Source organism: Microbacterium sp., from assembly GCF_047606685.1.
Taxonomy (GTDB): Bacteria; Actinomycetota; Actinomycetes; order Actinomycetales; family Microbacteriaceae; genus Microbacterium.
Map to the genome: position 1 here is coordinate 44,763 of NZ_JASGEC010000015.1, position 26,061 is coordinate 70,823.

23 protein-coding genes and 1 pseudogene are annotated in these 26,061 nt (G+C 69.0%); 9 read left to right on the forward strand and 15 right to left on the reverse strand.

The genetic code is table 11. The annotated features are described in order from the left end of the window. Nucleotides 1–17 precede the first annotated feature (17 nt). The 5 genes from QM611_RS01910 to QM611_RS01930 are packed head-to-tail and all read right to left on the reverse strand — an operon-like array spanning nt 18 to nt 5,901. Complete coding sequence (locus tag QM611_RS01910) at nt 18–1,463, reverse strand: glycoside hydrolase family 32 protein (RefSeq protein ID WP_415078211.1); 1,446 nt, start codon at nt 1,461–1,463, stop codon at nt 18–20. Nucleotides 1,464–1,474: 11 nt separating this feature from the next. Continuing rightward, nucleotides 1,475–2,758 (reverse strand): glycoside hydrolase family 32 protein, encoded by a 1,284-nt coding sequence (locus tag QM611_RS01915; protein ID WP_415078212.1) that lies wholly within the window; start codon nt 2,756–2,758, stop codon nt 1,475–1,477. Then, entirely contained in the window at nt 2,755–3,588 is an 834-nt protein-coding gene (locus QM611_RS01920; protein WP_415078213.1) for a carbohydrate ABC transporter permease, read from the reverse strand. Before QM611_RS01920 ends, QM611_RS01915 begins: the two co-directional genes overlap by 4 nt. Before the next feature lie 10 nt (nt 3,589–3,598). Then, nucleotides 3,599–4,543 (reverse strand): carbohydrate ABC transporter permease, encoded by a 945-nt coding sequence (locus QM611_RS01925; protein WP_415078214.1) that lies wholly within the window; start codon nt 4,541–4,543, stop codon nt 3,599–3,601. Continuing rightward, a complete protein-coding gene (locus QM611_RS01930) occupies nt 4,543–5,901 on the reverse strand; it encodes an ABC transporter substrate-binding protein (RefSeq protein ID WP_415078215.1) in 1,359 nt (452 codons plus the stop codon). The genes QM611_RS01925 and QM611_RS01930 overlap by 1 nt, the downstream gene beginning before the upstream one ends. 140 nt (nt 5,902–6,041) lie before the next feature. Between QM611_RS01930 and QM611_RS01935 the strand changes: the two genes are divergently transcribed. Then, nucleotides 6,042–7,082: a LacI family DNA-binding transcriptional regulator gene (locus QM611_RS01935; RefSeq protein WP_415078216.1), complete on the forward strand. Its 1,041-nt coding sequence runs from the start codon at nt 6,042–6,044 to the stop codon at nt 7,080–7,082. Nucleotides 7,083–7,161: 79 nt separating this feature from the next. Next, complete coding sequence (locus tag QM611_RS01940) at nt 7,162–8,592, forward strand: family 43 glycosylhydrolase (protein ID WP_415078217.1); 1,431 nt, start codon at nt 7,162–7,164, stop codon at nt 8,590–8,592. A gap of 3 nt (nt 8,593–8,595) precedes the next feature. Here the strand turns inward: QM611_RS01940 and QM611_RS01945 are convergent, their stop codons facing one another. After that, entirely contained in the window at nt 8,596–9,213 is a 618-nt protein-coding gene (locus tag QM611_RS01945; RefSeq protein ID WP_415078218.1) for a sugar O-acetyltransferase, read from the reverse strand. A 64-nt stretch (nt 9,214–9,277) separates the two neighbouring features. Here QM611_RS01945 and QM611_RS01950 point away from each other — a divergent pair, with 64 nt between their 5' ends. After that, the gene (locus QM611_RS01950) at nt 9,278–10,624 is read left to right on the forward strand and encodes a flavin monoamine oxidase family protein (protein WP_415078219.1); all 1,347 of its coding nucleotides are present in this window, start codon (nt 9,278–9,280) and stop codon (nt 10,622–10,624) included. A 9-nt stretch (nt 10,625–10,633) separates the two neighbouring features. Here QM611_RS01950 and QM611_RS01955 read toward each other — a convergent pair whose 3' ends face one another. After that, nucleotides 10,634–11,125 (reverse strand): hypothetical protein, encoded by a 492-nt coding sequence (locus QM611_RS01955; protein WP_415078220.1) that lies wholly within the window; start codon nt 11,123–11,125, stop codon nt 10,634–10,636. 96 nt (nt 11,126–11,221) lie between these two features. On the opposite strand from QM611_RS01955, the gene QM611_RS01960 reads away from it, so the two are divergent. Then, nucleotides 11,222–11,923, forward strand: a complete 702-nt coding sequence (locus tag QM611_RS01960; protein WP_415078221.1) for a hypothetical protein — start codon at nt 11,222–11,224, stop codon at nt 11,921–11,923. 829 nt (nt 11,924–12,752) lie between these two features. Here the strand turns inward: QM611_RS01960 and QM611_RS01965 are convergent. The 8 genes from QM611_RS01965 to QM611_RS02000 form a co-directional block, all read right to left on the reverse strand. Beyond that, nucleotides 12,753–14,201 (reverse strand): FGGY-family carbohydrate kinase, encoded by a 1,449-nt coding sequence (locus QM611_RS01965; protein ID WP_415078222.1) that lies wholly within the window; start codon nt 14,199–14,201, stop codon nt 12,753–12,755. Nucleotides 14,202–14,227: 26 nt separating this feature from the next. Continuing rightward, nucleotides 14,228–15,025: an ATP-binding cassette domain-containing protein gene (locus QM611_RS01970; RefSeq protein WP_415078223.1), complete on the reverse strand. Its 798-nt coding sequence runs from the start codon at nt 15,023–15,025 to the stop codon at nt 14,228–14,230. Continuing rightward, nucleotides 15,022–16,071 (reverse strand): ABC transporter permease, encoded by a 1,050-nt coding sequence (locus tag QM611_RS01975; protein ID WP_415078224.1) that lies wholly within the window; start codon nt 16,069–16,071, stop codon nt 15,022–15,024. Before QM611_RS01975 ends, QM611_RS01970 begins: the two co-directional genes overlap by 4 nt. A 68-nt stretch (nt 16,072–16,139) precedes the next feature. Further along, complete coding sequence (locus QM611_RS01980) at nt 16,140–17,234, reverse strand: substrate-binding domain-containing protein (RefSeq protein ID WP_415078225.1); 1,095 nt, start codon at nt 17,232–17,234, stop codon at nt 16,140–16,142. Nucleotides 17,235–17,326: 92 nt separating this feature from the next. Continuing rightward, on the reverse strand, nt 17,327–18,349 hold the full coding sequence (locus tag QM611_RS01985; protein WP_415078226.1) for a zinc-dependent alcohol dehydrogenase family protein: 1,023 nt from the start codon (nt 18,347–18,349) through the stop codon (nt 17,327–17,329). 27 nt (nt 18,350–18,376) lie between these two features. Then, nucleotides 18,377–19,390 carry a Gfo/Idh/MocA family protein gene (locus QM611_RS01990; RefSeq protein ID WP_415078227.1) on the reverse strand — a complete coding sequence of 338 codons (1,014 nt, stop codon included), beginning with the start codon at nt 19,388–19,390 and terminating at the stop codon, nt 18,377–18,379. Nucleotides 19,391–19,518: 128 nt separating this feature from the next. Then, nucleotides 19,519–20,424, reverse strand: a complete 906-nt coding sequence (locus QM611_RS01995) for an ROK family protein (protein ID WP_415078228.1) — start codon at nt 20,422–20,424, stop codon at nt 19,519–19,521. Next, nucleotides 20,417–21,847, reverse strand: a complete 1,431-nt coding sequence (locus QM611_RS02000) for a PLP-dependent aminotransferase family protein (RefSeq protein WP_415078229.1) — start codon at nt 21,845–21,847, stop codon at nt 20,417–20,419. The genes QM611_RS01995 and QM611_RS02000 overlap by 8 nt, the downstream gene beginning before the upstream one ends. 171 nt (nt 21,848–22,018) lie before the next feature. Here QM611_RS02000 and QM611_RS02005 point away from each other — a divergent pair, with 171 nt between their 5' ends. The 5 genes and pseudogenes from QM611_RS02005 to QM611_RS02025 all read left to right on the forward strand — a co-directional run. Further along, a complete protein-coding gene (locus QM611_RS02005; RefSeq protein WP_415078230.1) occupies nt 22,019–22,909 on the forward strand; it encodes an NADP-dependent phosphogluconate dehydrogenase in 891 nt (296 codons plus the stop codon). Then, a complete protein-coding gene (gene hxlB, locus QM611_RS02010) occupies nt 22,906–23,442 on the forward strand; it encodes a 6-phospho-3-hexuloisomerase (protein ID WP_415078231.1) in 537 nt (178 codons plus the stop codon). Before QM611_RS02005 ends, hxlB begins: the two co-directional genes overlap by 4 nt. Nucleotides 23,443–23,451: 9 nt before the next feature. Continuing rightward, on the forward strand, nt 23,452–24,219 hold the full coding sequence (locus QM611_RS02015) for a phosphoenolpyruvate hydrolase family protein (protein WP_415078232.1): 768 nt from the start codon (nt 23,452–23,454) through the stop codon (nt 24,217–24,219). Further along, on the forward strand, nt 24,206–25,204 hold the full coding sequence (locus tag QM611_RS02020; RefSeq protein WP_415078233.1) for a hypothetical protein: 999 nt from the start codon (nt 24,206–24,208) through the stop codon (nt 25,202–25,204). The genes QM611_RS02015 and QM611_RS02020 overlap by 14 nt, the downstream gene beginning before the upstream one ends. A gap of 336 nt (nt 25,205–25,540) precedes the next feature. Continuing rightward, nucleotides 25,541–26,061 (forward strand): annotated as a pseudogene (locus QM611_RS02025) (hypothetical protein); the annotation flags it as partial.

Consider the following 26,061-nt stretch of genomic DNA (forward strand, 5'->3'; position numbering starts at 1 on the left):
CGAACTCGCCGACCGAGTCAGGATGGCGCGGCCAGGTCGCGCACGACGAGCTCGTCGACGACGACCCGGCTGCCCACGGCCTCGACGGTCATGCGCCGCTGCCCCGCGCCGAGGAAGGCGAGATCGGTGATGGATCGCAGTCCACCGGCCGCGAACACCTCGATCGACCCTTCGTCGAGCACGATCGACACGTCCACGCGCGCGCCGTCGCCCGGCGTGCGCACCGTCTCCACGCTCGCGAAGGCGGGGTGGAAGTCGCCGGCCGTCGCGGCGGTGCGGTCGACCGACACGGCGCCTGCCGAGCACGTCACCGTGACGTGCTCGTTGGGGTCGCCCGCCGCGATCCAGACGATCAGCTCGCCGTCCGCGTCAAGGCGCGCGCGCAGGTCGATTCGCGCGGCAACGGGAAGGTCGGATGCCACGGCCTTCCCCGCCGCGATGGTCTCGGTGCGGCTCTCGACGATCGCGCCCGCCGAGAGAACGGGTGTCGAGCGTAGCTGCGGCCGGCCGTCGGCTGTGACGAGCTCGAGGCGGCGGGCCACGGTCATCGCGCCGCGCCACGGCTCGGTGGGCACGCTGCGCGCGTAGTCCCAATTGCTCATCCACGCGATGAACGTGCGGTCGCTGTCGTCCAGGCCGTTGAAGGTGACCCCTGCGTAACAGTCGCGCCCACCGTCCACCCAGTCGAGATCAGCGAGCCGAGGGTCGTCGGCCGGGACTTCGGGCAGGTCGCGGTCGGGGGTGAACCGCACGCCGTCGAACGCGCCCGTGACGTAGTGGGTTCCCGACCCGCCGGCCACCCCGCCGGTGGCCAGACTGATCAGCAGCACCCAGCGGATGTCGTCGGGGGCGCCGTCGAGCACCAGCGGAAACAGGTCGGGGCACTCCCACACGCCGCCGACAGGCCCCGCGGACCCGTACGAGGACAGGTAGGTCCAGTTCTTCAGGTCGTCGGAACGGTGCAGCAGCACGCGGCGCTCTTGCGCCTCCACGGCCACCATGACCCAGCCCGCGCCGTGGCGGAACACCTTGGGGTCGCGAAAGTGCGCCGAACCCCGGTCGAGCACGGGGTTGCCGGCGTGCTTCGTCCACGTGAGGCCGTCGTCGAGGCTGTACGCGAGGCACTGCGTCTGGATGCCGTGCTCCGACGTGTACACGGCGACCAGCGGAGTGCGCACGCCGTCGCCGAACCCGCTCGTGTTGTCCGTGTCGGCGACGATCGAGCCCGAATAGATCTGCTCGTGCTCGTCGAACATAATCGCGACGGGATGCTCGTCCCACGAGACGAGATCGGGGCTCGACGCGTGCCCCCAGCTCATGTTGCGGTGGTCGGAGCCCAGAGGGTTGTGCTGGTAGAAGAGGTGGTACCGCCCATTGTGGAACACCAGCCCGTTCGGGTCATTCATCCAGTTGCGCGCGGGCGTGTAGTGCGCGACCGGGCGCGCCGATTCCGAGGTCGACACGATCGACAACACTACCGTCTCCGCGCTCGCGCGACGGCGTCGGGATGCCGGGCGGCGCCATCCGGACGCCCGAGGCGCCAGGCTCGCAGGCCCTCCCCCTCGACGCGCCACCGCGACCCGGCTCGGGGGTAGGCGCGCAGCGTCTGCGGAGCCATCCCGTCCACGAACACCTCGATGACGCTGCCGTCGACCAGGATGCGCGCCTCGCGCGCGTCGCGGTGGTCGAGGTCGACCACGACCTCGTCGTCGAGCAGCAGCCGAAGCCGCGCCAGGCCCGCCAGCTCGAACGCTCCCGGCAGCTCGGCTTCGTCGACGGGCTCTCGACGCAGCCCGAGCAGCTCACGGGCGGGCTCGGCGCGAAGCATCCCGTCGACCAGCCGCAGCTCGCGCGGGAACGTCAGCGCGCCAGTCCACCCCGACGCGACGACCTCCTCTCGGGCGCGGCCGACGTCGCGCGTCCATCCCCACATCAGCCGGCGGTCGCCGTCCACGAGCACCTGCGGGGCGTAGAAGCTGGCCCCGCTGTCGACGGCGCCGGCCGTCTCGGGGTGGAAGCGCAGCCCGTCGCCGCTCGGCTCGAGCCGCCCGACCAGCGCGACGACCTCGCCCGGACGCGGGGGCGGCGCGCGGTTGACGAGCGGTGAGAGGACGAGCACCCATTTCCCGTCGAGCTCGAACAGGTTCGGGCACTCCCACACGTCGGCGTCGCCGTAGCGCGCCGCCACGGGGTCGTCGGGCGTGAGCAGGTTGCCGAGGGGCGTCCAGTCGCCGAGGTCGTCGCACGCGTAGAGCACCACACGCGGCATGCCGAACGGCGCGCCGCCGCCCTGCACCGCGTACCGCCGCCCGTCGAAGCGGAACACGAACGGATCGCGCACCTCGATGCCGTGCGGCTCGTCGGAGTGCGGCACGATCGTCGCCGACGGCTCCCAGCGCACGGCGGCGCGGTCGCTCGTGGCAAGCACCGCCCCCGCGCGGTGCGCGCCGCCCACGCCCACCGCGGTGTACACGGCGGTCGGGACGCCATCGTCGTCGACGAGGCATCCGCTCCAGCACCCTCGCTCGTCCGGCCCACCGGGCCGAGGCGCCAGCGCAATCGGCTCCTCGACCCAGTGCACGAGGTCGGTCGAGCTCACGTGGCCCCACTGGATGTCGGCGTGCTCGGTGCTGTGGGGGTTGAACTGGAAGAACACGTGGTAGCGCCCGTCGATCACCGCCAGCCCGTTCGGGTCGTTGATCCAGCCGCGCTCGGCGAGCCGGTGCAGCGACGGGAACGACGGGTCGCCCGGCGTCACTTGCCCGCGCCGGCGGTGAGCCCCTCGCGCAGCGGCTTCTGCCCGAAGACGAACACGAGCAGAGCCGGGATCATCGAGATCACGACACCGGCGAGCACCGTCGACACGCTTCCGGTGCCGAGGTTGCCCTGCAGGGTGACCAGGCCCAGTGGCAGCGTGAAGTTCTGCTCGCTGATCGTCATGATCAGCGGGCGGAAGAACTCGTTCCAGTGGTAGTTGAACGCGAGGATGCCGACGATCGCGAGACCCGGCGTGGCCAGCGGCAAGTAGACGCCGAAGAACACGCGCCACGGGCCGGCGCCGTCGATCTGCGCCGCCTCCGCCAACTCCGGCGGCAGTCCCATGAAGTACTGCCGCATGAGGAAGGTGCCGAACGCGGTGGGGATCGCCGGCAGGATCAGCGCCAGCAGCGTGTCGGCCAGGCCCATGCCGCGGATGAGCATGAACACCGGCACGATCGTGACCTGCATCGGCACCATCATCGTCGCCAGGATCATGACGAACAGCATCTTCTTGGCGCGGAACTCGAACCGGGCGAACACGTATCCTGCCATCGCGGCCGTCAGCATCTGGCCGGCGGCGGCCAGCAGCGTCACCAGCGCGCTGTTCCACGTGTAGAGCCACACCGGGATCTTCGTGAACACGTCGGCGAAGGCGGCCAGGCCGAACGACGTGATGTTGGTCTCGGGATCGGTCGGCGTCAGTGCCGTGATGAGGGTCCACACGACGGGCCCGAGCGTGAGGAACACGCCGAGGCCGAGCACGGCGTACTTGCCGACAGAGGCCCAGACCTTCGCGCTCGAGCGCTTTTCCACTGCTTCGATAGTCATCTGCTCGACCTCACCCGTAGAACACGTAACGCTTGCTGAGCTGGAATTGGATGGCGGTGACCACCATGATCAGGATCGTGAGCACGATGCCGACCGCCGACGCGAGCCCGAACTCGAGCTGCTGGAACGCGGCCTCGTAGATCACCATCACCGCCGTGCGGGTCTCGTCCCCCGGCCCACCGCGAGTGAGCACGTACGGCTGGTCGAAGATCTGCAGCGCGCTGATGATCGCCATCACGGAGGCGACGAGCATCGTCGGGCTGACCAGCGGCAGCGTGATGTTGCGGAACTGCGTCCACCCGGTCGCGCCGTCGATCGACGAGGCCTCGTAGACCTCCCTCGGGATGGCCGATACGCCGCCGATGAACAGCAGGAACGTGAAGCCGAAGTTCTGCCACACGTAGACGAGCAGCACGACGACCTTCGCCCCGAAGCCGGTGGTGAGCCAGCCGACGTCGCCGATCCCGAACCAGTTCAGGAACTGGTTGACCAGCCCGAACTCCTGGTTGAACAGGTACGCCATGATCAGCGAGACCGACGCGGCCGACAGGATCAGCGGGAAGAACAGCGACGAGCGGAAGAACGTGCGCAGCCAGTCGGGCATCTTGGACTGCACCAGGATCGCCAGGCCCAGAGCCACGGCGAGCTGGATGACCACCGCGGCGATCACGAACCCGATCGTGTTCAGGAACGACACGCGGACGGTCGGGTTCGCCGCCATCTCGACGAAGTTGTCGACGCCGACGAACTCGGGTGCGGTGATGATGTCCCAGCGGAAGAACGCCAGCGCGAGCGAGGCGAGGATCGGCAGGAATGCGAACAGGCCGAGACCGATGACGGTCGGGGCGAGGAACACCCAGATGAGCAGGCGGTTGCCCTTCTTGCCATCCCGGTCGTCCTTCTTGCCCGCGGTCACGATCGTGCGGGTGGTCGGCGGGGCCGTGGTCGTGGACATCAGCGCTCCCTCAGTGCAAGCTCGAGGTCGCGCTGCATGGTCTCAAGACCTCGCCTGACCCCGTTCGGTCCGTTTGTGATGGTGGTGACGACGTTCTTGATCAACGCCGATTCGACGGCGGCCTGCTGCGGCGGAGCAGGCATCGGGCCCGTGTCGGGGAACTTCTCCAGCGTGTCGTAGAAGACGTTCCAGTGCGCCGGCCCCACGCCGGCGCCGTACAGCTCGTCGTTGAGCGTCTTCCGCGGGATCGAGGAGTCGGGCTTCGTGTGGGCGAGGCGCAGACCCTCGGCCGAGGCGCAGAACTTGAGCCACTGCCACGCCTCCTCTTTGCGCGGCGACGTCTCCATGATCGCGTAGCCGCCCACCCCGAACTGGTGGCGCTGTCCGCGCATCTTCGGGAAGTAGGTGACGTCGTACTCGTCGTTGGCGACGCCGGCCTCGCTCAGGCCCTGCACCCAGAACCCGCCTGCGGGCGTCATCCCGACCGCCCCGGTCGAGAACAGCGCGACGAGCTCGTTGCCGCCGCCCTGAGCCGGGTTGGCGGCAAGGCCCTCGCCGACCATGCGCTGCAGCACCTCGAAGCTCTCGACCGTGCGGTCGTTGAGGGCGTCGGCGTTCTCCCACAGGTAGCCGCCGCCGCGCGGGGTCTCGTTCGGGTAGAACTTCTCCCACAGCCACTCGCCGCCGGGCGCCTTCTCCTCGGTGAGGAAGCTCGTCTGGTTGATGTACAGCCACGGCACAACGCCCCCCCACAGCCGGTTGTTCCAGAAGTACGGGAGGAAGGTGCCCTCGGCCGACGCCTTCATCTTGCGGGCGACGTCGAAGAAGTCGTCGAGCGTCCAGTTGTCGGAGGGCCGCTCAAGCCCCGCCCGTTGCAGCGCGCTCGTGTTGTAGAACACGTTCGCCGCGTTGAATCCGTCGGGCAACTGGAAGAGGTTCCCCTTGTACAGGAACGCTTCGATGAGCGCCGGATGCACGTCGTCGAAGAACTCCTTCATGTCGGCGGCGTCGCGCTGCACGAACTCGTCGATGGGGTAGGCCATGCGCGACGCGAACAACTGCGTGCCCTCGGTCGCTGTCGTCACGACGTCCGGCGGGTTGCCCGCCGCGACCATCGTCAGGATCTTGGCGAAATAGGCCGCCCAGTCCTGCCCCTGGATGGCGACGATGCGCACCGGGATGTCGGGATGCTGCTTCTGGAACGCGTTGACCAGGTTCTGGCGTTGCGCCGCGTCTTGGGCGGTGCCGAAGACCGTGATGGTCAGCGCGTCCTCGCCTCGGCCGGGGATGTCACCTCCCGTGAGGCGGGGCCACGAGACGGCGGTGCCGATCGCACCGAGACCGAGCAGAGCGATCATGGCTCTGCGACTGAGTTCAACCACGTTGTTGCTCCAGACCATGCTGAATGGATTTAGCAGGACGTTAGCAGCACACTGGACGACTCGGCAAGACCCCCGGATAAAATGTTTCAGCACGACGGAGCTTGAGGGGGACTCGGATGAGCGATGCGTCCGCCCAGGATCCCGCGGCCCGCCGGCCGACACTGGCCGACGTGGCGCGTCTGGCCGGGCTGTCGAAAACCGCGGTGAGCCTCATCCTCAACGACCGGCCGGGGTCTCGCCTGTCGCAAGACGCGATCGCGCGCGTGCGCGCCGCGGCAGCGGAGCTCGACTATCGGCCCAACCCGGCCGCCCAGAGCCTGCGCCTGGGCAAGACGCGCTCGATCGGCTTCATCTCCGACGAGGTCACGATCACCCGCCACGCGTCGGCGATGATCCGCGGCGTGCTGGGCATCGCCCGCGAACACGACCACACGGTGCTGATCGCCGAGACAACGGGCCGCGAGGGAGCCCTCGGCGACGCGATGACGACCCTGCTCGACCGGCGCGTCGACGGCATCGTCGTCGGCCTCATGGCCGCCCGGCTCGTGGACGTGCCCGCCGCTCCGCACAAGGTGCCGGTCGTGATCGTCAACGGTCGCACGCCGAGCGACCTGCCCAGCGTGCTCCCCGACGAGCGCACCGCGGGGCACGCGATGCCCTCCGTGCTCATCGAGGCTGGGCACCGCCGCATCGGCATTCTCGGGGAGTTGCCGACGATCGCGGCCGACCCCCGCCAGAGCGTCTCCATCGGCATCCGTTTCGAAGGCATCCACCACGCGCTGCGCGAGGCCGGCATCACGCCGGTCACCGCCGTCGTGGACGACTGGGACCCGTCGACCGGGTATCGGGAGGCCAAGGCCATGATGTCGGCCCACCCCGAGCTCACCGCCCTCATCGCGGGAAACGACAGTATGGCGTTCGGCATCTACCAGGCGCTCGCCGAGCTCGGCCTGCGCGTGCCCGACGACGTCTCGGTCGTCTCGTTCGACGACGAGGAGCTGGGCACCTATCTGCGGCCAGGGCTCACCACCGCCCGCCTGCCATACGAGGAGATGGCCCGCCGCGGGGTGGGCATGCTGCTGGGTGGCAGGGATCTCGCGCACGACCTCGTGCCGATGCCCGTCATCCGCCGCGCGTCCGTGCGCGCTCTCCTCTAAGGCGGCCTCGTCCGCGGGGGCACGAGCAGACGATATGGTAAATCGTTTAAGCAACCGCGATCGTGAGGAGTCCACGCCGATGCGACAGCAGACCTCCGTGAAACCGGCCGGCGGATGGGTCGGCGATGTCATCCCGTGGCAAGAAGACGGAGTGTTCCACCTCTTCTACCTGCACGAGGTGCGGTCGACCCCGAAGCCGGGCACTGGGTGGCACGTGCTGCGAACGACCGACCTTGTGCGCTTCGAGGAGGGCGGCGTCGCGCTCGCGGCGGGCGCGGACGACGCGCCCGACTTCAACGCGTACACCGGCAGCGTCGTGAAGGACGCGCACGGCGTGCACCACCTGTTCTACACGGGGCAGAACCCGCGTCGCCTCGGAGACGACGGGCTTCCCCTCCAGATCGTGATGCACGCGACGAGCCACGACGCGATGGCGTCGTGGCAGCGGCATCCCGAGCACGCGTTCGGCGCCACCGCGGGATACGAGTCCGCGGACTGGCGCGATCCGTTCGTCTTTTGGGACGACGATCGCCGCGTGTGGCGGATGCTGGTGGCGGCGCGCCACTCGTCGGGGCCCGAGCGGCGGCGCGGCGTCATCGCCCAGTGCGTGTCGACAGACCTCGAGCGGTGGGAGGCGGCCGAGCCGTTCTGGGATCCGCGGCGCTACATCGCGCACGAGTGCCCCGAGGTGTTCACGTGGGGCGAGTGGTGGTACCTCGTGTACTCGGAGTTCTCCGACGCCTTCGCGACGAGGTACCGCATGTCGCGCAGCGTGGACGGGCCCTGGATCGCCCCGCCGCGAGACACTCTCGACGGTCGGGCGTTCTACGCCGCGAAGTCTGCCGAGCGCGATGGCCGCCGGCTGTTCTTCGGCTGGATCGCCACGCGGGAGGGCGCCCGCGACGACGGGCCGTGGGAGTGGGCGGGAACCCTCGCGGTGCTGGAGGCGCGGCAAGAGCCCGACGGCACGCTCGCCTTCCAGCTCACCGGCGAACTGCTCGCGAGCTTCGAGGGGGACGAGCGCACGCCGGCGTTCCCGGCCGCTCTGGACGCCGGGGGGCGGCACGAAGTGGTGATGGACGACCGAGAGCTGACAGGCGCTTTCCACGCGTCGGTGCGCTTCGAGGTCGGCGAGGACTCACGCGAGTTCGGCCTCCTCGTCCGCGCGAGCGCGGACGGCGACCACGGGTACGCCATCCGGCTCGAGCCCGAGCGAGGCCGCATGGTCTTCGACCGATGGCCGCGCGCGCGCACGGGCGACGCGCAGTGGCAGGTGTCCGGCGATGTCCCCTATGTCATCGAGCTCGAACGGCCCTGCGACCTGTCACCGGGCCACCACGTGCTCGACGTCGTCGTCGACGGAGACGTCTGCATCGCGAACCTCGACCGCTCGGTCACTCTGAGCAACCGGATTTACGATCACGTGGCCGGCCGCGTCGGAGTGTTCGCGACCGAGGGGTCGGTCGGAATCGCGAGCGCGCGGATACGCACCCGGTCGAGCCAGGACTGACGGTTAGTCGTCCAGCGTGCCGTGCGCGTCGAGGTAGGCCTGGCGGTCGGCATCGGTGATCGGGCGCAGCACACGGCACGGCACGCCGGCGGCGACGACGTCGGGCGGGATGTCGCTGGTGACCACGCTGCCCGCGCCGATGACCGAGCGCGCGCCGATCGTGACGCCGGGGCCGACCACGACGTGCGCGCCGAGCCACGCGCCATCCTCGATCGTGATCGGCTCGGCGTACTCGTACACGTCGCCGGTGCGCTGCTGGAAGTCGATGGGATGGCTCGCGGTCGAGAGGGTGACGCGCGGGCCGAACAGCACCATGTTGCCGATCGTGACCGGCGCGACGTCGAGGATCGAGAGGTCGTAGTTGGCGAAGACGCCGTTGCCGAGCGAGATCTGCTGACCGTAGTCGCAGCGGAACGGCGGCTCGACCCACAAGTGCTCGCCGACCGAGCCGAGAAGGCCCCGCAGCAGCTCGAGCCGCCGCTCCTCGGCGTCGGGGGGCAGCGTGTTGTACTCGTGCAGCACGCGCTTGGTGGCCGCTCGCGCCGCCGCCAGCTCGGGGTCGGTCGACTGGTAGGTGCGGCCCGTGGTCATCCGCTCCCACGCGGAGGCTTCGCTCGTCATGCTGTTCACCGTACCGGTGCGAGCGGCATTGATGCGCCGGCGACGAATGCGCAAGAGTGGTGCCATGACTGCCGAGGCCCCCGCGATCGACCGCTTCGACACGATCGTCGTCGGCGCCGGGGTCGCGGGGCTGACCGCCGCGCGCCTGCTCGCGCGGGTCGGCCGCAGAGTGGCCGTGCTCGAGGCGCGCGACCGCGTCGGCGGGAGAGTGTGGACGGATCGCACCGGCGGCGAGGCCACCGACCTCGGGGCGTCGTGGATCCACGGCATCACCGACAGCCCGGTCGCGGCTGCCGCCGCCGCGTTCGGGATGCCGATGGTCGAGTTCACCGTGGGCGGCTACCAGCCTGACAGCCGCCCGATCGCCTACTACGGCCCCGACGGGAAGCGGCTGGCCGGCGCCGCGGCGCAGCAGTTCGCCGACGACATCCACACCGCCGACGCCACCCTCGTCGAGGTGGTGGCCTCCTCGGAGCCGTATGCCTCGTACCGCGACGTGACCGAGGCGGCGCTGAGCCGGCAGGGGTGGGACGACCAGCGCGCGCAGCGCGTGCGCGAGTACTTCGAGCACCGCTCGGAGGAGCAGTACGGCGCGTGGATCGACGACCTCGCGGCGCACGGCCTCGACGACGACTCGATCGACGGCGACGAAGTGGTGTTCCCCGACGGGTACGACAGGCTGCCCGAGCGCCTCGCGGAGGGGCTCGACATCCGTCTCGCGCACGTCGTCTCGCGCGTTGCGTGGTCTAGCGACGGCGTCGTGGTGGCCACCAACCGGGGGGACTATGCGGCGGACACGGCCGTGGTCACCGTGCCGGTCGGCGTGCTGCAGTCGAGCGAGTTCGCCATCGACCCGCCGCTGCCCGAGCCGGTCGCCGGCGCGCTGAGCCGGCTGCGGATGAACGCGTTCGAGAAGGTGTTCCTGCGGTTCCGGACGAAGTTCTGGGACGACAGCGTCTATGCCGTCCGCCAGCAGGGCCCCGAGGGCCGCTGGTGGCACTCGTGGTACGACCTCACCGCGCTGCACGGCACGCCCACGCTGCTGACGTTCGCGGCCGGCCCGGCGGCGGTCGAGACGCGGTCGTGGGACGAGAGCGCGGTGGTCGACTCGGTGCTCGCACAATTGCGGCGCCTGTACGGCGACCGGGTGGAGCAGCCGAGCCGCGTCGACATCACCGCGTGGCAGGACGACCCGTTCGCGCGCGGCTCGTACGCGTTCATGACGGTGGGCTCGGCGACCTCCGACCACGACGACTTGGCCACGCCCATCGGCGGCGTGCTGCACCTCGCGGGCGAGGCGACGTGGACCGACGACCCCGCCACCGTCACGGCGGCGCTGTGCTCGGGCCACCGCGCGGCGGAGAACGTGTCGGGCCGCGAAGTGCCGATCGAGCTGCTGTGGGCGGACTGATCGATTGCGCTAACCGCTCCAGACGCTGACCCAGCGCTGGTCGTCCGGCACGAGCGCGGCGTCGAAGGTCGCCTGTCTGCGGCCCATCAGCACACGAGTGTCGATGTGGGGCGCGGCGAGCGAGACCGTGTCTGGCAGAAAGCCCCACCCGGGCGCCTGGCGCATCGCGTCCACGTGCGCCAGCGCTTCGCTGCCTGTCACCTTGCGACCGACGACCTGCTCGGTCATCAGCAGGCGGAGCAGGCCCGTCTCGGTGGCCGAACACGTGCTCCAGCTCTCCAGTTCGGCGAACCGCGCGGCCACCAGCTCGTCGGTCACGGGGTGCCCGACAACGCCCGCCAGCACCGGGAAGCCCGAGGGCGACGGCCGGTCAGAGCGAGGTCTCCGAATACCGGCGAGAGCGAGTTCCGAGACGGCCTTGCCCAGCGACATGCCCTCGGCGCTCGCCTTCGCCCTGGCAGCGCTGAGCACCGCGGGGTCAAGGTCGAGCGTTGTTCGCATCAACGCATCATGACTTCGTGACGCCCCCGCAACGAGCCCTACCGTAAGGTGGCTTTTCGGGGGAGCTTGCTTCCCGCACGTCGAGGGGGAGATCTCATGAACAAGACGCTCGCTGCGTCCGCCGCGGCTGCGGCATTCGCTCTGGTCGGGGCACTGCTGTCACCGGCCGCCACCGCCGCACCGGTCGCGCACGCTGCAGCGCTTACCGCCGTGCCGACGACCGTCACCGCGAAGGTGGATGTCGACGGCGACGGCCGCAAAGACAGAGTGAAGGTCGCCAAGACCGGCTCCTCGAAGTACAAGGTCACCGTGAAGACGGCGAAGGGCCGAACGGCCAGCAAAACCATCACCTCGACGGCTGCCGCCAACTGGGGCATGCACCCGTTCTGGGGGTCGGCAAGGCTCGACAAGCGCAAAGGCAGTGAGCTGCTGCTGGCGACGGGTGGCGGCGACGGACTCTCGTCGGTGGTACTCACGTGGCGCAACAACAAGCTGGTTCGTCAGGCGGCGCCTCGTCACCGCTCTTACTCGGCCGCGTACAAGTACAGGTGGTACACCGCCGGCATGACCTGGGCCAACGCCGGTTACCGCTTCTACACCAAGAACGGCAAGCGCTACGTCCAGAACTACTGGATCGAGCAGGTTACCGGCTCCACGAAGTGGAGAGCCGACATCGTGACGTCGAAATGGACGAAGAAGGGCTGGACCAGGGTCTCGAGCAAGAAGGTGAGGCTGACCGCCACTCAGGCCAAGAAGTACCCGGGCGGCTTCACCGGCGTCAAGATCGTCTCGCCCTGACCGAGCGGCTCACCTCAGCACGAAACCCGCTTCCTGCATCGAAACCCACCCCTGGTGGGCGGGTTTCAACGCGCCCGGCGGGTCTCCGCGCCGCAGGCGGGTCTCCGCGCCGCAGGCGGGTCTCCGCGCCGCAGGTGGGTCTCGGCGCACGGTGAGAGGTTTCACTGCACGATAATCACAGAAAGATGATGCCGAAGCCTTCCCTTCCGTTACCTGGTCGTTATAGAGCGCAAGCACGGTAGCTGTTTTGCTGTGGCAGCTACCGGCATGTGATTGCAGGACACTCTTGGCGCAAGGGGCAAGGGGCAAGGGGCAAGGGGCAGTCGATAGCCTCTCCGACCGACCCTTACTTGTGCCCGGCCAGTGGTTGCCCACAGGCGAACCCCGCGTAGGAGTTGTCCACAAAATCTGGATCTGATCGGGGGAATCCCCGAAGCCAATGTCGCACCCCCTCCCGATACTGGAAGGTATGAACACGGCATCCGCCTGACCGGCGTCTCGGCGCGCACCGCGAACACCCGCGCCCGGCTCGGCCAGGCCACACTGGCGTCGGTGTCGCTGTCGGGCGAGACGCTGCCCGCTCCGTTCCCCGCCGTCCGCGCCGCGCTCTCCGCCGGCGCGCTCGGGCTCGACGCCGCCGACGAGATCACGCGCGGGCTGGCAGCGGTCGCCGACCGCGGCGACCCGGTCATGCTGGCCGCCGCCGAGTCCGAGCTCGTCGCCGCCGCAACGGACGCTCTTGCCCAGCGAGACGCCCTCGGCGCTCGCCTTCGCCCTGGCAGCGCTGAGCACCGCGGGGTCAAGGTCGAGCGTTGTTCGCGTCAACGCATCATGGCTTCTGGGGACAGGCGTCCGGCTGTCGCGCGTCGACAGGCGGTGGCGCGTCGGCCCAGCGCTCCGCCAGCGCTCGCGTCCAGGCTTCGCGCGGCTGGGCCGATCGCGTGAACGCAGGCGGTTCCGTCTCGCCCGCAGCGATCGCTCGGGCCACGTGGTCGACCGCACTGAAGTGCTTCCCGAGCGGGCGCAGCAAGGCGCTCGCGACAAGAGCCGCCCCTCGCAGCGCGGGCTGGTCGGCCGCGGAGACTGCCACGGGCACGCCCAACGCGTCCGCGAGGATCTGCGCTGCCACGGGAACTCGCTCGATGACGCCACCGCCGGCCCGCGCCGACACGATGGGATGCGTGCGGGACAGCAGACGGTAAAGCAACGCGAAGCGGGACCACATGTCGACGGAGAACGCGTCGGCGAGGTCGGCGAGCGTGTGGTGTGGTCGCAAGCCGATCACCGAGCCGGTGGCGTCGAACGGGTAGTCGGGGCCCCGGCGTCCGTACACGTCTGGGACCGCACGGATGCTGGGAAGCCGTGGCGCGACGCCTTCCGCCCACGACCAGCTGAGGTTGTCGCCCGTTAGCTGGCACACCCACTCCAGAAGATTCCCCGCCGTGCTGATGGCGCCCCCCAGCGCGTGGGTGTCGTGACCGCACCGGTAGTGCCACAGTCCGGAAGGCGAGCCATCCGGATCAGCGGTGAGGACGGCCCGCACGCTTCCTGACGTCCCGACGGTGATCGCGACAGCATCGTCGATCGCACCGACTCCCAGGTTGTGGCAAAGCCCATCGGGAAGAGGGGGCGCCCAGCGGGCGGAACGCAGCGCCGTGGGCAGCCCGGGGTGGAGACGGGATGCCTCGACGACATCGGTGTGCAGCGGCGCGCGCTCCAACTGCGCGCGAACACCGAGGTTGTCTGCGACGTTGCTCCAGGAACGCCGACGCTGATCCCATAAGCCGGAGCCAGCCGCGATCGGCTCGCTCCAGCCGACAGAAGTCCCGGTCAAGCGTTCGACAAGCCACGAGCCGACATCCTGGAGTCGGTCGTCGGCGGCGAGTGCGCGCTCGGCGGCAGCGACCAGCAGCGGATAGCTGCTGTGCAGGTACGCTCCGCTCACGCTGTGGTCCCACGATGCGCCGACAGCGTCGCGGACTCGACGCATCGCCGCGGCTGACGGTGCCGATTCCCACGTGGCCGGTTCGCCGCGAATGCCTCCATCTGGCCCGACCCGCACCACGGTCTGCCACACGGTGGTCAGCGCCACGGCTTCGACGCCTCGCGCACCGACGCCGTCCACCACCTCGAGCACGGCCCTCAGCACGCGTTCGAGATCGAGCGCCGCGGTAACGCCCACCCGGTGACGGCGCACGGCAACCTCACCCGACCGGGCACCGTCGACGCTGAATCGCGCCGCCTTGACTGTGGTGGATCCGATGTCGATCGCGAGCACCGGGGCCGGGCGGGCGGACACCGGGGCTACGCGGCGATTTCGCCCGGCGACGCACCTGTCATGATGGCCACGGCGTCGGTCATGGAGTGCGTCTGCGGAGTGATGACGGCCGCGCGCTTGCCCAGCCGCTGGATGTGTATCCGGTCGGCGAGTTCGAAGACGTGCGGCATGTTGTGGCTGATCAGGATCACTGGGATGCCTTTGTCGCGCAGATTCTTGATGAGCTCCAACACCTGATTGGACTCGCGCACGCCGAGCGCCGCCGTTGGCTCGTCGAGGATGACCACCTTTGACCCGAACGCGGCCGCCCGCGCCACCGCGACGGCCTGGCGTTGCCCGCCGGAGAGGTTCTCCACCGGCACGGTGACGTCCTGCAGTGTGGAGATCCCCAGCTCGACCACTTCCGCCTGCGCCTTCTTGCGCATGCCTTGCGTGTCGAGCATGCGGAACACAGAGCCGAGAACGCCGCTCTTGCGCTCCTCGCGGCCGAGGTAGAGGTTCGAGGCGACATCCAGGGCCGGCGACACCGCGAGATTCTGGTACACGGTCTCGATTCCGGCTTCCCGCGCATCCTGGGGTCGACGGAACTGCACGCGATTGCCGTCGAGGAAGAGCTCGCCCTCGTCGGGAACTTCCGCCCCGGTGAGGCACTTGATGAGCGTGGACTTGCCCGCGCCGTTGTCGCCGATGATGGCGAGGATCTCCCCCGGATACAACTCGAGGCTGACTCCGTCGAGGCCTACGACGCGGCCGAAGGTCTTGACGAGCCTCCTGGCCTGTAGGACGGGAGTGGAGGCCGTGCCGGCCGACTGGTCGAGGGTCACTTCTTCACCTTCCGGATCCACTGGTCGAGCGAGACGGCGATGATCACGAGCACGCCGACCGCGAAGGTCTGCCAGAGCACGTCCAGGCCCGCCAACGACAGCCCGTTTCGGAACACGCCGACGATGAGGGCGCCGAGGAGGGTCCCCCAGATGACTCCGCGGCCGCCGAACAGGCTCGTCCCGCCGATGACCACGGCCGTGATCGAGTCGAGGTTGAGGTCCACGGACGCGTTGGGGCTCGCCGCGTTGATGCGGCCGATCTGAATCCATGCGGCGAGGGCGATGATCGCGCCGGCGGCGAGGTAAACACTCAGCAGCACGCGGCTGACGCGGATGCCCGCGAGGCGAGCAGCCTCCGGGTCGTCTCCCACCGCGTAGACGTGGCGTCCCCACGATGTGCGACCAAGAATGTAGGCGAGAACCGCGTACAACAGCAGCATCATCACGACGCCGTAGCTGATGTTCACACCCGCCACGGTGAAGACCTCGCCGCTGGACAACAGCAACTCGGGCAGGTCGGCGCCGCGCACCGTGGCACCGCCGGAGTACAGCAGCGTGAGCGCGATGTAGATGTTGAGAGTGCCCAGGGTGACGATGAAGGGTGGGAGCGACAATCGCGTTACCAGCACGCCGTTGACAGCCCCCGTGGCGAGCGCGACGACGAGTCCGAGCAGCAGCGCGGCCGGTCCGGGGATGCCAGCCCCGGCGGCGACTTGGCCCATGACCATGGACGCGAGCACCATCGCCGCGCCGACGGACAGGTCGATGCCCGCGGTCAGGATGACCAGTGTCTGGGCGGCGGCGAGCGTGCCGATCACGGCCACCTGCTGGGTGACCAGCGAGAGGTTGGCCGGCGCGAGGAAACGCTCGTTGAGCACGCCGAAGACGATGATCGCCATGACCAGCACGATCGCTGGGCTGATCGCGGGGTAGCGGTGCAGCACCGCTCGGATGCGCGTGAGCGGCGTCGAGCGGTCGAGGAACTCGCTCGCGAGGTTGAGCGTCGACGTGGGTGCCGAGCTGGCTGACGTGTCGGGCTGACTCACGGGTCTTCTCCGATCTTTCTGTGGGGAGGGCGGATCAACCGCGTCGACTCCGCCCTCCCGGTTGCGGATCAACCCCAGCAGACCTGGGATCCCTCAGTGGTGTCGATGCTGGCGAGACCGTCAACAGGCTTGTCGGTGACCAGCTCCACGCCGGTGTTGAAGAAGTCCAGCCCCTCGGACGTCTGCGGCTTGGTGCCGGTCTTCACGAGCTCGACGATGGCCTCCATCGAGAGCGTCGCCATCTTGAGCGGGTACTGCTGGCTCGTCGCACCGAGAATGCCCTGCTTCACGTAGTCGACGCCGGTGCAGCCCCCGTCCACCGACACCAGAAGCACGTCCTTCTCCTTGCCGGCCGCTTGCAGCGCCTGGTAGGCGCCGTACGCGGCGGGCTCGTTGATCGTGTAGACGACGTTGATGTTCTCGTTCTTGGACAGAAGCGTCTCCATCGCCGTGCGGCCGCCTTCCTCGGTTGCCTGCGATGGCTCGTTGCCGACGATCGTGTACGTGCCGCCGGCTCCACCGGTGTAACTGCCGGTCGGAGCCTCGTCGCCGATCTTGTCCGGGTCGTTGACGTCGATGCCCATGCCCTCGAGGAAGCCCTGGTCGCGGTTGTTGTCGACGGTCACGATCTTGTCGGCGAACAAGTCGAGCATGCCGATGACCGCGTCGCCCCCGTCGAGCTGGGCAGCAGTCCACTGTCCGATGAGCTGGCCGGCGAGGCGGTTGTCGGTCGCGTAGGTGATGTCGACCGCGTCTGCCGGGTCGGGCGGAGTGTCGACGGCGATCACGTAGATCCCCGCATCCCGCGCCTTCTGAATGGCGTCAAGCACCGAAGGTCCGTTGGGGGCGATGATGATCCCCTTGTCTCCGCGCGAGATCGCGTTCTCCACGGCCGTCACCTGGCTGGGCTCGTCGCCATCTTCCTTGCCTGCGGCTGTGGTCAGAGTGACCCCGAGTTTGTCGGCCTCCTCTTTTGCGCCCTCCGACATCGCCAGGAAGAACGGATTGCTGGCGGTCTTGGTGATGATGCTGATGCCGATGTCCTCGGAACCGGACTCGCCGTTGCCGCCGCTGCCGCCGCAGGCCGTCAGGCTCACAGCCAGGACACCAGCCGCGATCAGCGCGACCGCACCCCGCCTTCCTCGTGAAGCTGTAGTTTTCATATGCGCAATGCTCTCTTTCTTGTCTTCCTTGACTTGGTCGGACTTGCGCCCGTGGGGCGGGTCGCCTGCATGCGGTCCGCCCCACTGCCGGTTTAGGCGGTGGGCTCGACGACCGCCTTCAGGCAGTCGGGTGCACGAAGCGCCGCAAGAGCGTCTCCGTATTCCTCGAGACCGAATCGGTGGGTGATGATCCCGGTGGGATCCACCTTTCCGGACCTGAGAAAATCGATGGCTCGCGCGAAGCCGTACGACTGCGCGAAGGACCCCTTGATGGTGATCTCCCGCCGGAAGATCTCGTAGGGGTGGATGGAGATCTGCGCTGACTCGCTGGCCATGCCGTAGATCATCAGCGTTCCTCCGGACCGCACGTGCGGCAGGATGTTCTGGAGGATGCCGACGGCTCCGGTCGCCTCGATGACGACGTCGAATCCATGCGGCGCGAGGGCGTGCAGTTCGCTATTGGATGCCGTGAAGTCGTTGCGATCCAGAAGCACCGTGTTGTTCACGCCGTGCGACTTTGCGACGTCGAGTTTGAACTGCGTGGGTGCAGCCATCGTCACGGACGAAGCGCCGCCCTGGACGACAAGCTGCGAGAGGATCTGGCTCGTGGGCCCGGCGCCGGTGATGAGCACCGACTGGCCGGGCGTGAGGTCCAGCACGTCGAGGCCGTGGACGACACACGCGGTCGGCTCGATGATCGCGGCAGCGTCGAGCGAGAGGTCGCCGATGGGATAGGCCTTGGCCGCGGCCACGATCGTGTGCTCGGCAAATCCCCCCGACTCCTGCACACCCAGCGCGATGCCGTTCTGGCAGAAGTTGAAGTCGCCGCGCTTGCAGTTCTCGCAATGCGTGCAGTAGATCGTGTTGTCGACTGCGACCCGGTCGCCCGCGGCGAACCCGGCCACACCGGGCCCGACCTCAACGATCTCGCCGGCGATCTCATGTCCGGGCGTCAGCGGATAACGGGGTCCGAACTCGCCGACGTGGAGGTGTTGGTCTGTGCCGCACACGCCGACGATCAGGTTTTTCACCCGGACCTCGCCCGCGCGAAGGGGCCGGTCGGCCACTTCCTCCACGGCGAAGTGTCCCGGCTTCTTGTAAACGACAGCGCGCATCTCGCGTTTCTCCTGTGGCTTGATCGATCAGTGGGTGAGCGGGAGCGCGATCTCGCGGCCCTCGGCAAGTGAGCGTTCGATGGCGACCTGCACCTCGGTCACCGCGAGGGCGTGGTCAAGCGATACCTCCGGCTCGGAGTTGCCCAGGATGTTGTCGGCGAACGCGTGCGCCATCCAGGCCGGGAAGCCGTGGAAGCGGCCGTCCGCAGTGGGGAAGTAGGTGCGCGGCCACACGTAGCCCGCGGGCCCGCTGATCTGCACGGACTGGTTGGTCTGGTCGATGTAGACCGACCCGTTGGTCCCGCGGACCTCGAAGCGGAACGGGAACGGCGAGGGCCAGTTGTCGGGCAGCGCCCACGTCGAGTCGAGGATGGCGGTCGTCCCATCCTCGAAGGCCAGCAGGGCCTGCACCGAGTCGAGCGTGTCGACGCCCATTTCAACGAGCACGCGTTTGAATCCCTTGGCGTACACCGACACGACAGGCTTGTTCGCGAACATCATCGCGAGGTCGATCGTGTGCGACATGAAGAACCAGGTCGGCGACGTCTTCGCCGCCCACGAGAGCATCTGGGTGGGAACGCGAGTCGTGGACGACAGGAACGCGGACTGGGAGATCACGTCGCCGACCTGGCCGTCGGCGACGGCCGCCTTGGCCTCCAGGAACGCCGGGTTCCAACGATTCTCGAATGCCGCGACAACCATCGACCCCGACGCTCGTGCCGCCTCCGCGATCGCGTGCGCGGCCGACAGCGACGTCGCCAGCGGCTTCTCGACGAGCAGGTGGATTCCGCGCTGCGCAGCAGCCACCGCCGGCTGCTCGTGGGCGAAGTCAGGGGTCGCGATGACCGCCGCGTCCAGCCCCTCTTTGTCGTACAGGTCTTCGGCCGACGAGTACGTCGGCAGCGAGAACGAAGTGCGCCAGCCTGCCGCGACCTGTTCGCTGGGCTCGGCCGCGCCCACCACCTCGATGCCCGGCACCTGCTGGAGGGCGTTGGTGAACATGCTGCCCCGCAGGCCGGCTCCGACGATTCCAATACGCACGTATTCCTCTTCCTTGAGTGGCCGACCACTCGTGGTCGCGTTCGCTTCTTGTCGCCGTCCGGCATCCCGACGGCATTGGACCCTCTCCGGGGAGAGTTCGATCCATTTTCTCCCGCTATTGGCATCCACTACAGGGCCATTGGGACCTGATTGGTTTCTTTTGAAGCAGCGGACGCGAGCGCTGCCCCGATGAGCCCGGCGGCGTCGCCCAGCTCGGAGCGGCGCACCTGCGAGCGACTGCCCCAGCGTGTGCGCGCGGCCGCGCCGAGGTAGCGCCGCGCAACCACTCCGTCGCGCGCGATGATGCCGCCGCCGAGCACCACCACTGCGGGCGCGAAAATGGCGTGCAGGTTGTCCAGACCGAGTGCGAACATGTCCGTTGCGCGGCTCAGCACCGACGTCGCCTCGGCCTCGCCGGTGGCGGCGTCCGCGAGCAACCGCTCCAGCGGCGCGGGATGCCCGGGGTGCACGCGCTCGGCGTGCTCGGCGAGCGCGCGGCCGCCCACGAATCGCTCCCAGCATCCGTGTCGACCGCACGTGCACGAGGGGCCGTCGGGATCCACCACCATGTGCCCGATCTCCCCCGCGTCGCCCATGCCCACGACCAGCGAGCCCGCCACGACGAGGGCGCCGCCGATGCCTGTTCCGACGGTCACCGAGAGCACCGACGGCGCGCCACGGCCAGCGCCGACCAGGGCCTCCGCGAACCCCGCCGCGCGCGCGTCGTTGAGCACGGCGACGGGCAGTCCGGTAGCCGCGCGCAGCGATCCTGCCAAGTCCACGTCCGACAGCCGGAGGTTCGCCGACCACGTCAACACGCCGTCCGCAACGGTGCCGGCGACCGCCAAGCCGACCCCGCTCACGCGGTCACGGAACGAGCGCGCGATCTCGACGGGAAGCGTGGCGCGTTCGGCGGCGGCGACCGGAAGCTGCGCGCTGCCGCTCTCGAGGACGGTGCCGTCGGCATCCACAACGGCGGCGCGGATGTTGGTGCCGCCCATGTCGATGCCGAGGTACACCGGCGCGTCAGACAAGGGGCTCCGCCTGCGTGAGCTCGCGCGTCGCGGCGGTGTTGTCGTACTGCGTCCAGGCGCGGGCCAGCCGTTGCACGCCGTCTCGGAACGCGGAGTCGTCCGAGCCTAGCGCCAGACGCAGGTAGCCGTCGCTCGCGCCGCCGGCCGACAAGGCCGAGCCGGGCACCACCGCGATGCCGTGCCGTCGAGCGAGCTCGCTGAACGGCCGAGACGCTCCGCGGGGCATGCGCAGCCAGATGGTGGCGCCGCCGGCGGGCGGCTCGAATCGGAACTCCGGGAGCAGGCCGGAGACGACCTGAGCCGCACGCTGTTGGCGGTGGCTCAGCTCGGAGATCCGGTTCGCGCTCACCTCGTCAAGGCGCCGCAACAACCAGGCGGCTAGGAGCTGGCTGATCAGCGGCGTGCCGAGGTCGGCGCGGGCCTTGCCGCGGGACAAGCGCAGGATGCTATTCTCGTCGCCACGTATCCAGCCCACCCGCAAACCTCCCCAGAAGACCTTGCTCATCGAGCCGACCGTGAGCACCGACGCGTGCGGCGCGAGCTGAGCCAGCAGCGGCGGCCGCTCCCCTGCCACCAAGTACCGGCTGCTGGCGTCCTCCACGATGACGCCCGCGTAGTCGCGCAACGCGGCGGCGAGGGTGCGCAACTCCCGGTCGTCGGCGACGCGCCCCTCCGGGCCCAGCGAGCTGAGCACGTAGACGAGACCGGGATTCGCCTTCGCTATCGTGTCGACCAGCGGCGCCGCTCCCGCCGTGGACAGCGAGCGGCAACTGCGCACGGCGACGGGCGCCTCGCGGAGAAGGTCGAGGATTCCGGGGGATGTCGGGTCTTCGACGACCGCCGTGTCGCCCAACTCCAGCACGTGGCCGCAGATCAGGGAGAGTGCCTGCTGGTCGCCCGTGGTGATCAGCACCTGATCGGCGGTGGTCGGAATTCCGTCCTGGGTGAAGGTGTCCGCGACCGCTCGGCGCAGCTCGGGAAGACCCAGCGCCGAATAGCCGGCCGACGACAGCAACCGAATCAGCAGATCGCCCCTGATCGCGTCGAACGCCTCCAACACAGAGGTGTCGGCCGGCAAAGACGCGGTCGCAAGGTCGACGAGGCTGTCTGTTCCCGACAGCGCGGCGCCGCGCAACGACTCCTGCTGCGTGTTTCCCGCGGCGACGGTGCGCGCCGCTCCCGCCACCCAGGTCCCGCTTCCCTGTCGGCTTTCGACCAGGCCCTCGGCGCGAAGAAGGTCGTACGCGCCCACGACGGTGCTCCGGCTGAGGGCAAGCGATTTCGCAAGGTGCCGCTCCGCGGGAAGAGCGGTGCCCGGAGGGATCTCGCCGCTGGCGATCGCGCTCTGGATGGCGGTGGCAAGGCGCCGGTACAGCGGGCCACTGTGCATTGACCAGCTCTCCAGAACGTCGAGGATGTTCACCTGCGGAGCTCCATTCTCAACGCTGATACCAATTGGACGGCGAATGGCCCTTCATTGGCTAGCGCTTCCGGAACATCATTGCTAATGGTGTCCGCAACAAACAAGGCGGGACCGCCCTTTGAGTCCAATCAACGAAGTATTGGCACCAGAGTCTTCGTCACCAAGGAGTTGATGTTCAGCATGCAGGTTGGACTGGTCGGTCTCGGCAAGATGGGCAGCGGCATGGCGCTGCGACTCGCGAAAGACGGCCACGAAGTTGTCGGAATGGACGTCAGCGAGAAGTCACGTGGGCGTGCGCAGGAAGCCGGCGCGATCGCCGTCGGGTCGCTGAGCGAGCTCGTCGACCGCCTTGAGCACCCTCGCACCGTGTGGGTCATGCTTCCGCCCGGCGAGATCACGCGCAACGCCATCGCACAACTGGCAGGTCTGCTGTCCGACGGCGACCTCGTCGTCGACGGCGGAAACAGCGACTTCCGCGACGCGCCCGCCAATCGCGACGCCCTCTCGGCACGAGGGGTGCGCTTCGTCGACATCGGAGTCAGCGGCGGCCAGTGGGGGTGGAAGAACGGCTACGGGCTGATGGCCGGCGGGAGCGAGGAGGACTTCGCCCACGTCGTTCCACTGCTCGACTCGCTGTCCGCGTCGGGTGGGCACCGCCGAGTGGGGGATGTCGGTTCTGGCCACCTCGTCAAAGCCATCCACAACGGAGTGCAATACGCGATTCTCCAGGCCTATGCCGAAGGCTACGCGCTCCTCGACTCGCATCCCGAAGTCGACACGCTGGCCGGGATCGCGGCCTGGCAGGAGGGAAGCTCCATCCGCTCCTGGCTGCTCGAGCAGCTGCTGGAGGCCATCCGCGACAACCCGACTCTCGACAATGTCAGCACGAGTGTGTCCGACTCCGGGATGGGCCGGTGGACCGCCGAGGAGGCGGTGCGTCTCGGCATCCCCACCCCGGTGCTCACTGCGGCGCTGTACGCCCGCTTCGCCAGCCGCGCCGACGGCATCGCGAACAAGGTGCTCGTTGCCGCGCGTGGGCGAGTGGGCGGGCAGACGTCATGAGCGTCGTCGACTTCGCGCGCAGCAACGCTCGCGAGATCGCCGCCGTCGTGGACATGATCGACGAGGAGGCTCTCGACTCGTTGGTGCAGCGTGTGATCCGGGCCAACCGGGTGTACCTGACCGGCGCGGGCCGCTCGGGTCTGTCGGCGCGCGCGATCGCGATGCGCCTCATGCACATCGGCCTGTCCGCCTACGCCGTCGGCGAGGTGGCTACACCCGCAATCGCGGCCGGCGACCTTCTCATCGCCGTCACCGCCACGGCCCGCGGCTCCATCGCTTCCCAAGCGCAGGCCGCGCACGAGGTCGGCGCGAGCATCGCCGTCTTCACCACTCGGGCGGAAAGCGGGCTGCTGGATGTGGCCGAGACGGTCGTGGTGCTCCCCATCCGCACCGTGATCGACACTCAACAGCACGCGGGCTCGCTCTTCGAGCAGTCAACGCTTGTCGTGGGCGACGCCGTGTGCCGGGCGGTGCAGGAACGCCTTGGCGTCGCCAGCGCCGAGCTTGACCGCCGGCACGCCAACTTGTCTTAGGAGCCCGAGATGAGCATGCTGCTCGCGGCCGCGAGCACCGCCGCGCTCGCAGCCGAACTGGATGCAGCGGGTGCTGACCGCGTCATCGCGTATCATTCGAGCGCCTATCGGTCGCAAAGGCTCCCGTCCGTCGCCGGGCTGTTGCCGTGGGCCAGCGCGAACGAGCAGACCTTGACGATGCTGGCCGACGTCGTGGCGGGAGTGCGCACAGCGTCGGTGATCGCGACCGTCTGCGCCAACGACGGCCTGATCCCGGTCGACCAGATGCTCGGCCGGGTGCAGCGAATGGGCGTCGCGGGCGTGCTGAACGCACCGACCGTCGGGTTCTACGAGGGAACGCTGCGCGCGGTCCTCGAAGCGGAAGGGCTCGGCCGCGATTCGGAGATCGCGCTCATCTCGAAGGCCCGACAGGTCGGGCTCGAAGCCTGGGCCTACGTGTTCGACCCCGACTGGGCGCGCCGCGCGGCGGAAGCCGGCGCGACCGGAGTGATCGTCCATCTGGGTATCACCGGACACCCGAGCCCGACCGACGGACCGTCGTGCGTTGCCGCGGCGGCGGGCGCCGGCGCTCGCCGCATCCTCCTCCATGGAGGAGAACTGCGCACTCCGGAGGACCTCGCGGCCGAGCTCGCCCGCTACCCGGCTCATCTCGCCCGGCGCGTCAACGGCTTCATGGGCGCGAGCGTGTTCGAGCACGCCCGCCGTGGCGGACCTCTGCTGCGCGACTGGCGCGCGGCACTCAGCCTCGAGAACGGAGACCAGAGTGACGAAAGATGACCACGATCGCCTCATCGGCGTCGACGAGCTCGCGAAGTACGACGGAGACGAGCTATACCTGTTCGTCGGCATCAGCACGGCAGGGTCCAGCGTCCACGACGCCTTCACTCTGTGGGCTCCGATGGTGTCTCCCGGCGCCGCCCTGCGCGGCGTCGACATCGCGGAGGACGCCGAGCCGGAGGTATTCCGACGGCTCGTGCGGAGCATGCGGGACAACCCGCGGGTGGCGGGGGCTGTGGTGACCAGCCACAAGCTGCGCCTGTACCGAGCCGTGGCGGATCTGCTCGACTCGGCCGACCCGTTCGTCAGCATCACCCATGAGATCAACTCGCTCGACACCCGCCGCGGGCGAATCGCCGCATACGCGCGAGACGCGCAGTCCCTCGACATCGTGCTCGACACCACTGGCGCCGGCGAGCCACGGCCACGCCGGCCCTTCACGTGCCTCGGGGCGGGGGGCAGCGCGATCGCACTGATGCTTGCGATGGGACTGGACGTGACCGAGTCGCTGGACACAGGAAGGGCGGTGTCTCGCCGTGGGCCCGCGGCCCGTGGGGCACTCGCCATCGTCGGCCGGCGGCCGGAAGCCCTCCAGGAGATTAGCGCCGTCCGCGAGCGCGCCGGCCTGACGAGCATGGCTCTCGAGTTGGTGCTTGCCGGCGACCCTCAGGAGTTCACGGCCGCGGCCAACGCGACACCCGTCGGCGGCGTCATTGCGAACGCGACCGGGCTGGGAAAGCTCGACCCCGGCTCGCCGGTCATCACTGCAGACGGCTTCGCGCCGGACACGCTGGCGTGGGACTTCAACTACCGCGGCCCGCTCACGTTCTTGCAGCAGGCGCGCGCGGCGGGCGTGCCAGCCGTGGACGGCTGGGACTACTTCGTCGCGGGATGGGCGGCCGCCCTCTCCGCGATCACCGATCGCGCCCTGACGGCGGAAGCATACGACCAGTTCCGCGACGCGTCTCAGCCACTGCGGCCGTGACAGCCAGCAGCCCTGAGAAAATCACAAGAAGATAACGCCATCACTTCCCTTCCGTTACCTGGCCGTTATAGAGTGCAAGCACGGTAGTTGTTTTGCTGTGGCAGCTACCGGCATGTGATTGCAGGACACTCTTGGTGCAAGGGACAAGGGCCGGTCGGTAGCCTCTCCGACCGGCCCTTACTTGTGCCGCAAGACGCTGCGTTTCGTCTCGCTTCGCTCGCTCAACGACCGCCCTATCCACAGGCAAAACGCCGCCGCCGAGTTGTCCACAGAATCTCGAGCTGATCGGGGGAATCCCCGAAGCCAATGTCGTACCCCCTCCCGATACTGGAAGGTATGAACACGGCATCCGCTCAGCTCCTCGAGGCGCTCGACAGCCTCGGCGGCGAGCTCGACGACGCCGTGCGACGAGCCGGTGGCGCAGACGCGACGAGGGCCATGACCGACCTCGAGCTGCGCGAGCTCACCCAGCACGTCGAGGCGCTCGGCCGCCGCGTCGACGCGCTGCGCATCGCGTGCGCGGGCGAGATCGACGAGCGGTCGCGCCCCGAGCGCGGGAGTGAGCGGATGTCGGCGCAGCACGGGTGTGCGAACTCCGTCGAGCTGCTCACGCGCCTGACCGGCGTCTCGGCGCGCACCGCGAAGGGCCGCGCGCGGCTCGGCCGGGCCACACTGGCGTCGGTGTCGCTGTCGGGCGAGACGCTGCCCGCCCCGTTCCCCGCCGTCCGCGCCGCGCTCTCCGCCGGCGCGCTGGGGCTCGACGCCGCCGACGAGATCACGCGCGGACTGGCAGCGGTCGCCGACCGCGGCGACCCGGTCATGCTGGCCGCCGCCGAGTCCGAGCTCGTCGCCGCCGC

What these genes read in the sequence shown, in the direction of transcription:
- QM611_RS01985 (WP_415078226.1), bottom strand. Translation starts at nt 18,349, where the DNA reads ATGCGCGCTGTCGTTTACAAGAAGCCGGGACACTTCGCCGTGGAGGAA.
- hxlB (WP_415078231.1), top strand. Translation starts at nt 22,906, where the DNA reads ATGAGCGTCGTCGACTTCGCGCGCAGCAACGCTCGCGAGATCGCCGCC.
- QM611_RS01960 (WP_415078221.1), top strand. Translation starts at nt 11,222, where the DNA reads ATGAACAAGACGCTCGCTGCGTCCGCCGCGGCTGCGGCATTCGCTCTG.
- QM611_RS01945 (WP_415078218.1), bottom strand. Translation starts at nt 9,213, where the DNA reads ATGACGAGCGAAGCCTCCGCGTGGGAGCGGATGACCACGGGCCGCACC.
- QM611_RS01935 (WP_415078216.1), top strand. Translation starts at nt 6,042, where the DNA reads ATGAGCGATGCGTCCGCCCAGGATCCCGCGGCCCGCCGGCCGACACTG.
- QM611_RS01955 (WP_415078220.1), bottom strand. Translation starts at nt 11,125, where the DNA reads ATGCGAACAACGCTCGACCTTGACCCCGCGGTGCTCAGCGCTGCCAGG.
- QM611_RS01980 (WP_415078225.1), bottom strand. Translation starts at nt 17,234, where the DNA reads ATGAAAACTACAGCTTCACGAGGAAGGCGGGGTGCGGTCGCGCTGATC.
- QM611_RS02015 (WP_415078232.1), top strand. Translation starts at nt 23,452, where the DNA reads ATGAGCATGCTGCTCGCGGCCGCGAGCACCGCCGCGCTCGCAGCCGAA.
- QM611_RS01940 (WP_415078217.1), top strand. Translation starts at nt 7,162, where the DNA reads ATGCGACAGCAGACCTCCGTGAAACCGGCCGGCGGATGGGTCGGCGAT.
- QM611_RS01920 (WP_415078213.1), bottom strand. Translation starts at nt 3,588, where the DNA reads ATGACTATCGAAGCAGTGGAAAAGCGCTCGAGCGCGAAGGTCTGGGCC.
- QM611_RS01930 (WP_415078215.1), bottom strand. Translation starts at nt 5,901, where the DNA reads ATGATCGCTCTGCTCGGTCTCGGTGCGATCGGCACCGCCGTCTCGTGG.
- QM611_RS01925 (WP_415078214.1), bottom strand. Translation starts at nt 4,543, where the DNA reads ATGTCCACGACCACGGCCCCGCCGACCACCCGCACGATCGTGACCGCG.
- QM611_RS02005 (WP_415078230.1), top strand. Translation starts at nt 22,019, where the DNA reads ATGTTCAGCATGCAGGTTGGACTGGTCGGTCTCGGCAAGATGGGCAGC.
- QM611_RS01950 (WP_415078219.1), top strand. Translation starts at nt 9,278, where the DNA reads ATGACTGCCGAGGCCCCCGCGATCGACCGCTTCGACACGATCGTCGTC.